Consider the following 8110-nt stretch of genomic DNA (forward strand, 5'->3'; position numbering starts at 1 on the left):
ATGCCCGCGATGCTCCGATCCGGAATGATCCTCATCCCTCTGATCGGTCGGATCGCGGATCATCCCTCCGACCCGATCGCCTGTCGGACAGCCATCGCGCGCAGCGCAGGTCAAGGGCGGCCGCATCGCGGCCGGCACAGCCTTGCCCTTGACCGAAGCGAGCACGGTGGCAGGCTGACGGCGTTCGGCCGGGACGTTCCGCGCACGCTGCGCGCGGTCTTCCGGAGCATCATGCGGGCGTGCCTCGCCTGCATCATGCTCACACTGTCGGGCGTGGCAGTCCGTGCCGATCCGGCGCTTCTTCCGCTGCCCGACAGCGTATTCGGCGAACGTCATGGCGGCGCTGATCCGTGGGCCGCGTCGATCGCCGAAGCGGCGAGCCGCTTCGACATTCCCGAGAACTGGATACGCGCTATCATCCGCGCCGAAAGCCATGACGATGCGCGCGCAGTCTCGCCCAAGGGCGCGCGCGGCCTGATGCAGCTCATGCCCGCGACCTGGGGCGAACTGCGCGCGCTTCACCGGCTCGGCGATGACCCGTTCGACCCGCATGACAACATCATCGCCGGCACCGCCTATCTGCGCGCGTTGTATGATCGGTACGGCATGCCCGGCGCGCTCGCCGCCTACAATTTCGGACCAGCCCGCTACGAGGAACACAAGCTCCTCGGCATGCTGCTTCCGGACGAGACGCGCGCCAATCTCGACGCGCTCGCGCCGGTCTTCGGCATTACCGCACTTAGCCTCTTCGCGGGATCTGGCAAGCCCACGGTCGGAACCACGAACGCGTCGCTCTTGGCGATCGACACGGCAACGCAATCGCACGCATCCACGTCATCGGCCGAAAGCCTGTTCGCGACCGACAAGCGCCGCGACAGGCAGCAGGAGCCCGCTGAAACCCATAGCACCGACGTGCAGACGGATTGACCGTATGGCAACGCTGAAGCACCCGCATGGAGCGCCGAAGGCGCAGGGCAAGATAAAAGCGGACGGCACGCGGCCGTCCGGAAAGTCTTGTCTGCACGTCGGTTGGAGCGGCACGCGGCGGGTATGGCCGCGTGCATGTGGAGCCGCCAAGTCGTTGCTTCGGCAGCATCAATCGCGTGCTTCGTCGCATAGGCTTGTCCCGGCTTGGATGGAGCCTGGCCTTGGCTGAGCGCGACGACGACCGCTTTCGGCCAAGAGTCGCGCCGCCGAAATCACGGGGTAGCACGCGGGCTCCGAAGTTCACCAGCCGCGTGCTCAAGGCCACGTCGAAGGCAGGACCGGCCGGCGGCGGGACGCTCCAGCGGCGGCCGTCGCGATCCGGCGCGCGGTTCGGCCGAGGTCATGTCGCGGCGAAGCTCGCCGGTCAGTCCCTTCGCGGCAATGCCCGCCGCGTCGTCATCAAGACTCGGCTGGTCAATCTGGAGAAGGCCGGCGCGCGCTCGATCATCACCCATCTGCGCTACATCGAGCGCGACGGCGTGACGAGAGACGGCAGCGAGGCCCGTGCCTACGGTCCCGGCACAGACGAGGCCGACATCGACGCCTTCGAGCAGCGCGGCCGCGGCGATCGGCATCAGTTCCGCTTCATCGTCTCGCCGGAAGACGCCTCCGACATCGGCGACCTGAAGACCTATACGCGCGATCTTATGAGCCGCATGGACGCCGATCTCGGCACGCGGCTCGATTGGGTCGCCGTCGATCACTGGAACACCGACAACCCGCACACCCATATCGTCCTGCGCGGCCGCCAGCCGGACGGATCGGATCTGGTCATTGCCCGCGACTATATCTCGAATGGCATGCGCAACCGTGCTCGCGAAGTTGCCACCGAATGGCTCGGCGCGCGCACCGAGATGGAAATCCGCAACGGCATGCTGCGCGAGGTCGTGCAGGAGCGATGGACCGGCCTCGATCGCATGATCCAGCGCGAGGCGAACGAAGGCACCATCAACTTCCTGTCGGAGCCGGCCGACGCCCAGAGCCGCTTCCGCCGAACCGCGATGATCGGCCGGCTCCAGCAGCTCACGGAGATGGGTCTTGCCGACCACACCGGCAATTGCACCTGGACGCTGCATGCCGATGCGGAGGCCACCTTGCGCAGCATAAGCGAGCGCGGTGACATCATCCGCACCATGCAGCGAGCCATGTCCGGCAGGAACCGTGAGCTGGTCGTGCTGGACGGCGCATCGTCGCCTGCGCCGATCGTCGGCCGCATCGTTGACAAGGGCTTGGCCGACGAGCTTTACGATCGGGGCTATCTGATCGTCGACGGCATCGACGGCCGCGCCCACTACGTGCCGCTCGCCCACGGCGCCGACCTTGAATCGCTGCCGACCGGCGGCATCGTCGAGACCCGCGCCGCGACCGAGCGGACGGTGGACCGGACGGTCGCCGGTCTCGCCGTCGACGGCATCTATCGCACCGAGCATCATCTCGGTGTGGAGCGCGCGGCGGTAAAGCCCGAGCACGATCCGGAGAGCTTCGTCGCCGCCCATGTCCGCCGGCTCGAAGCGTTGCGCCGCGCCGGCATCGTCGAGCGCATCGAGGACGGCGTGTGGCGTGTGCCCAACGATCTCGCCGAGCGCGGCAAAGCCTATGACACGAAGCGGCTCGGCGGTGTCGATGTCGAGCTGCGCTCGCACCTGCCGATCGACCGGCAGGCTCGCGCCATCGGTGCGACCTGGCTCGATCGCCAGCGCCTCAGTGACCTGTCCGGCCTCGCCCAGACCGGCTTCGGCGCCGAGGTCCGAGACGCCATGCGCGACCGGGAGGACCACCTTGTCGAACAGGGCTTCGCCGAACGGCGCGGCCATCGCGTCTTCTTCGCCCGCAACCTTCTCGCTACCTTGCGCAGCCGCGAGATCGAGGCGGCCGCGAAGAAGATCGCCGGCGAGACCGGCTTGCAGCATCGCGCCGTTGAGGACGGCGAGCGCGTCGGCGGCGTCTATCGGCGCTCCATCATGCTTGCCAGCGGCCGCTTCGCCATGCTCGACGACGGCATGGGTTTCAGCCTCGTGCCCTGGCGGCCGGTTCTGGAAAAGCACCTCGGCCAGACCGTCGCCGGCATCGCCCGCGGCAACAGCATCTCATGGGAGTTTGGGAGGCAGCGAGGTATGGGAATCTGAACCGTCCTAAGCCTTCCAATCGGCTGCGTCCCGTCCCGGATGGATGATGGGGGGCGCCCTGGCCAGGTGCTTGGCGCTGCTCACGGCAGCAGCGTGTCGTGGCAGGTCGGGCAGCAGCGGATCGGTTTCTGACGGGGCGGTCGTTTCATGCGGAATTCCGCTTTTCTGTGGTGTGGCGTCGAAGCCCGCCTAAGCCCTCTGTCAAGCGCTTCCCTGAAATGTTAACTTTCCAGGCGTAGTGATTTGCCTTTCGGACGAGACGCCTGTGGCTCGAAGCGATCTCCTTCTGTCGATTGTCCGCGCCGGCGCGACCGGCGATCGAGCCGCTTTGCGTTCTTCCGTGGAGGCTGCCGTCGCGGAAGAACGCAGCAAGAATCACCACACGCTTGCGGATCGTCTGCAGCGTGCATTGAATGCCGTTGCCGTCACGCCACCGGCCGCTTCGACTTCAACCGCTCAAACGGGCAAGGATACGATCCTCGAAACGGAGCCGCGGCAGCGCCTGGAAGACCTGATTCTTCCTCTGCCGGTGGCCCAGCAGGTCAGACAACTGATTGAAGAGCAGCACAGAGCGGACCTGCTCAGAGCCCATGGGATGCAACCCCGTCACCGGATCCTGCTGTCCGGTCCGCCCGGCAATGGCAAAACGTCGGTTGCCGAGGGAATTGCCGAGGCCCTCGCGGTCCAGTTCTTCACCGTCCGCTATGATGCCTTAGTAGGCTCCTTCCTCGGCGAGACCAATACGCGATTGGCGCGTCTCTTCGACTATGCCCGAACCGTACCATGCGTCCTGTTCTTCGATGAATTCGACTCGATCGGAAAAGAGCGGGGCGACAGCCATGAGACCGGTGAGATCAAGCGCGTCGTCTCGTTCCTCCTGATGCAGATCGATCAACTGCCGAGCTACGTCGTCACCGTGGCTGCGACGAATCATGCCGAGTTGCTCGATCGCGCCGTGTGGCGGCGGTTTCAGCTTCGCCTTGCACTCCCGAAGCCGACACGGGAAGCGCTTGCCGCCTTCCTAGATCGTCAGTTCGACACATGGCCAGAACCGGCCGGAATCGAGGCGAAAACGTTAGCAGGAAAGCTGGGCAGCATCAGCTTCGCTGAAGCACTCGAATTCTGCCAGACCGTGCGGCGCCAGCATATTCTCTCTCTGGCCAATAGGGCGCTGAAAGATATCTTGCGCGAGCAAGTTGAGCTTTGGGCAACGAGAGTCGCGCCAGAAAATACAGATGCCACACGATCCGGAAAAACCTCTTCTTCGGCTGAACAATCCAAGGGACGTAGCTCGACGAGCGTCGGGCGGCGGCGGGGGACAAGCAAGACGGTTTGACCGGAATGCCCAAGTCCAGGCGCACGGACCGGTTTTTCGCCAGCTCAGCAATGTATTGAGTCGGCAGGACGCCGCGCTGCAGTTGCGTGCGGATGCCAATTCCCTTGCTCCCGAACGCCTTCTGGTCTTCGAGGTCACCGGCTCGATCCAGAATTTCGCCAATGCTGTGGCGCGGATCTCAGGGCTGGAGTTCGCGGGTGAAGAAGAGCTGGAAGCGGACGAGCTGGACAAGAATCCAGAATTCTATTTGCTTGTGCCGCAACTCGGCGCCCTGCGTGAAATCGTTTCGCTTTGGGAAGGCTGGGGACGTAACGGAACCGTGCCCCGGAACTATACGCCCTGGCGCGATCTGTTTCAGCAACTGCGAGCGGTTCGTCCCTGGGGACCTGCGGACCGCGTTTCGCCTCGCAATCGCGACTATTTTCGCGCCATCGTCGATGGCGCGCCCGACAACGAGCTATTCAGGATTGAAATCGAGCTGGTATTTCGGGGCAGCGAAGCAGCATCGCGATCCGCGGAGGATGATATCGCCGCCAGGATCGCGGAGACCGGCGGACAGATCATTCATAGCTCGCGCCGAGCGGCGTTCGCTTACCATGCGATCTTGGCCGATGTGTCCGCGGTCGAGATCCGTCGAATCGCCGATCTGGATCTGCATTCGTTGGCCGGTGCCGATCCAATCGCATCGATTGTCCCCCAGAGCGTAGGAACGCCGATCGAGACGGCCGATCGACTCGGCTTGGACGCGGCTCGCCCTTTGCCGGCAAATCCCGAGCCGATCGCCGCCATCTTCGATGCAGTGCCGGTGCAGGCTCACCCATTGCTCGATGACCGGCTTACGATAGACGATCCCGATGACCTTGAGGCTCGAGCGGTGGGAACACGCGTTCACGGCACGGCAATGGCCTCACTTGTGCTGCATGGTGATCTGAACGAACAACCATCACCCGTAAGCCGACGCGTCTACTTCCGGCCTGTCATGTATGCGCCGGCATTGGGAGATGAGCTCTTCGACAGCGACAAGCTCGTGATCGACGTCATTGTCGAAGCGGTGATGCGCATGCGCGCCGAGGGCGGCACCCAAGTGATTGTCGTCAACCTTTCGCTGGGCGACAGAACCAAACCCTTTGCAGGCAAGATATCGACCTGGGCCCGCGCGCTGGATTATCTGGCCTTCACCTATGGCATTCTTTTCCTGGTCAGCGCAGGAAACACCGGAGACGGCATAACGGTCGCCGATTACGCAGACGCTGCGGCATTCCAAGCGGCGGACCCTGCAGATCAAGCCAGCTCAATTTTCCGAGGTTTGGATGCTTTAAAGGCGGATCGCCGCCTTCTTGCTCCTGCTGATAGCGTCAATGCTTTGACGATTGGCGCCTGGCATCGCGATTCCTCACAAGAAGTCTTTCGCGGTGCTTCGCCGTTTCCGCCATATGCCGACAGAGAGATGCCGAACCTCTCGTCTCGATTGGGTCCCGGATTGCGACGTGGCACAAAGCCGGAAGCGCTGTTTGCCGGCGGCCGCCAACCTGTGCGACTTGATCCCGTCGCCGCGCCGCCCGTGCTGATCTCGCACCCTAATCCGAGCAGATATTGGGGGCTGAAGGTTGCCGCGCCTCCCGAGAACGGAGCGATGGGATTGCATTTCACGATAGGGACCAGCGCAGCGACCGCACTTGCTACACATACCGCCCATCGCATTTTTGACGCCCTGGAGACTGCTTATCCTCAATTGATCGGCCCGATGCCGCTAGCGCAGCGAGCTGCGCTGCTCAAGGCCCTCCTCGTTCATTGTGCCTCCTGGCGGGATGCAGAGACGTTCATCCGACCGATCATCGATCCAACAACTACTTTGCACCATGAACATTGGCGACGTGAGGTTTGCCGCCATCTGGGATACGGCTTTGTTGATCCGGAAGATGCGATCGCTTGTGCCGCGGATCGAGCCACCATGTGGGCGACCGGCACTCTGCCGGTCGAAGGGTCTTTGGCCTTCGACATTCCGATTCCTGCTACCCTCGCCGCCAGCGCAAACATTCGGGAGGTACGAGCAACCCTCGCATGGTTCACACCAATCCGGCCTGGGCACCTTGCCTACCGTGCCGTCAAGCTAAAGATCGACTCGCTTCAGCCCGACAGCCTGGAGATCGCGGGTGTTGGGACGTCCACAAGCCAACCATCCAACAGCCAGTCTGAGAGTGGAACGATCGTCCACCGTAGATGGCGCGATGCGCGCATCGGCACCATTGCCAATGGAGCTTCGATCCCGCTCCAGGTTCAGCGGGAAAAAGATCAAGGAACGCCGATTGACGAGGCGATTCCGTTCGGCCTTGCTGTCACAATCGAAATGCCCGGCGCAGCGCAGATCTACGATCAGGTTCGTGCGAATATTCAGATCCAGCCGCGCGCATTTGTGAGAGTGCAAGGCTGATTACCATCTCGCTCACATTGCCCCCTGTAACAATTCTGCGTCGCATCGCCGCCAGACAAAATGTCACCACTTATCCGTAAGTGAGGACGATTTGTCTGGAGCTGACGACACCTTCAAGCAACAAGCCTCGTGTCCGACCGGCTGCCTGCATGAGCCGATTTGCGGAGCTGTTGCAAGGCGCGAATGACGCCGACGAAGGTGCTCATCGGACAAATGCTGGTCGTGTTCGGCATCGTGCTTGACGGCGAACTGTCGGACGATGAATTGAGGAAGGGCCCTGCGTGCCTATACCAGGATGGCCAAGTACTTGGCGGGACCATGCTGCGACTCTGCGACGGCATGATCCTGCGTGCCACAGTCCCTTCAAAATATACCTCTCCGATTGACTTCAACTGCGTAGGCCAAATCGGCAATTCAAAGGCGACGATCCGCGTATTAACAACTACTTGAATAAAGCGAACAAAAGAGGAGCTCTTATCATCGGACAGTCGCCATGCCCGCCCGCCACAAGAGAAACCGCTCGGCCTTTTGGCAAGCTCTCGGCACGCTCCCTCACAGCTCTCGCGGGAGCTTCGGCAAACGGCGGTAGGCGGTCGTTCTGCTCCTGAGATATGCAGCTTTAAAAAGTTCGAGGATAAAGTGGTGAATTTCCTTGTTTGTTCTCTCTGAGCGATTAGGGATTCGAACAGGTTCCGGGTGAGTCGGAATCGCTAGTGAAGGCTGTCGCCGTCGAGCTCTATCCGACGTAAGAGCCGCAGGACCATGGTTGGCTATCGACCGACACAGATAAGAAAACCCGCCGATGAAACGGAGTTCGAGAAGAACTGCGTCGTCCTGTTCAAGGAACTGCTTAACGACCCCAATGTGAGCCGCGTCGGCACACGGGGTCAGGGACAAGATGGGGTTGATATCAAGGGACATCGGGATCGTGATCCCAATCAACTTGTCGGCATCCAGTGCAAACTCAAAGTCGGCAACAGTAAACTCACGAAGAGGGAGGTGGATGAAGAGGTCAAGAAGGCGTTGACCTTCAACCCGCCGCTTAACGAGTACTTCATCGTCACGACCTCGAAGAACGACACCAAACTCCAGCAGCGCGCACTTGGACACCTCGAAAAACCTCGCAATCCAGAGCGCGTTTTGATTCACTTGCCTTTGCTGATTTGCGCGGAGGCTGGGAATGCGAGGACAGGCGGGGTTCTGGGACATTGACGAGCGCTATGCGCGGCT

Annotated in this window: 6 protein-coding genes; all 6 read left to right on the forward strand. The window is 62.1% G+C overall.

Annotated features, from left to right (window positions below):
- The 6 genes from C7I84_RS21725 to C7I84_RS21750 all read left to right on the forward strand — a co-directional run bounded on the left by C7I84_RS21725 (position 1) and on the right by C7I84_RS21750 (position 8092).
- Positions 1–927, forward strand: a complete 927-nt coding sequence (locus C7I84_RS21725; protein WP_245428548.1) for a lytic transglycosylase domain-containing protein — start codon at positions 1–3, stop codon at positions 925–927.
- A gap of 221 nt (positions 928–1148) precedes the next feature.
- Positions 1149–3113, forward strand: coding sequence for a relaxase/mobilization nuclease and DUF3363 domain-containing protein (locus C7I84_RS21730; protein WP_106774308.1), 1965 nt, complete (start codon positions 1149–1151; stop codon positions 3111–3113).
- A gap of 265 nt (positions 3114–3378) precedes the next feature.
- Positions 3379–4449: an AAA family ATPase gene (locus tag C7I84_RS21735; RefSeq protein ID WP_106774309.1), complete on the forward strand. Its 1071-nt coding sequence runs from the start codon at positions 3379–3381 to the stop codon at positions 4447–4449.
- The gene (locus tag C7I84_RS21740; RefSeq protein ID WP_106774310.1) at positions 4349–6880 is read left to right on the forward strand and encodes a S8 family peptidase; all 2532 of its coding nucleotides are present in this window, start codon (positions 4349–4351) and stop codon (positions 6878–6880) included. Before C7I84_RS21735 ends, C7I84_RS21740 begins: the two co-directional genes overlap by 101 nt.
- A 183-nt stretch (positions 6881–7063) precedes the next feature.
- Positions 7064–7330: a hypothetical protein gene (locus tag C7I84_RS21745; RefSeq protein ID WP_106774311.1), complete on the forward strand. Its 267-nt coding sequence runs from the start codon at positions 7064–7066 to the stop codon at positions 7328–7330.
- A 312-nt stretch (positions 7331–7642) separates the two neighbouring features.
- Entirely contained in the window at positions 7643–8092 is a 450-nt protein-coding gene (locus C7I84_RS21750; protein WP_106774312.1) for a restriction endonuclease, read from the forward strand.
- Positions 8093–8110: the final 18 nt, after the last annotated feature.

Source organism: Kumtagia ephedrae, from assembly GCF_003012745.1.
In the GTDB taxonomy this organism is placed as follows: domain Bacteria; phylum Pseudomonadota; class Alphaproteobacteria; order Rhizobiales; family Rhizobiaceae; genus Kumtagia; species Kumtagia ephedrae.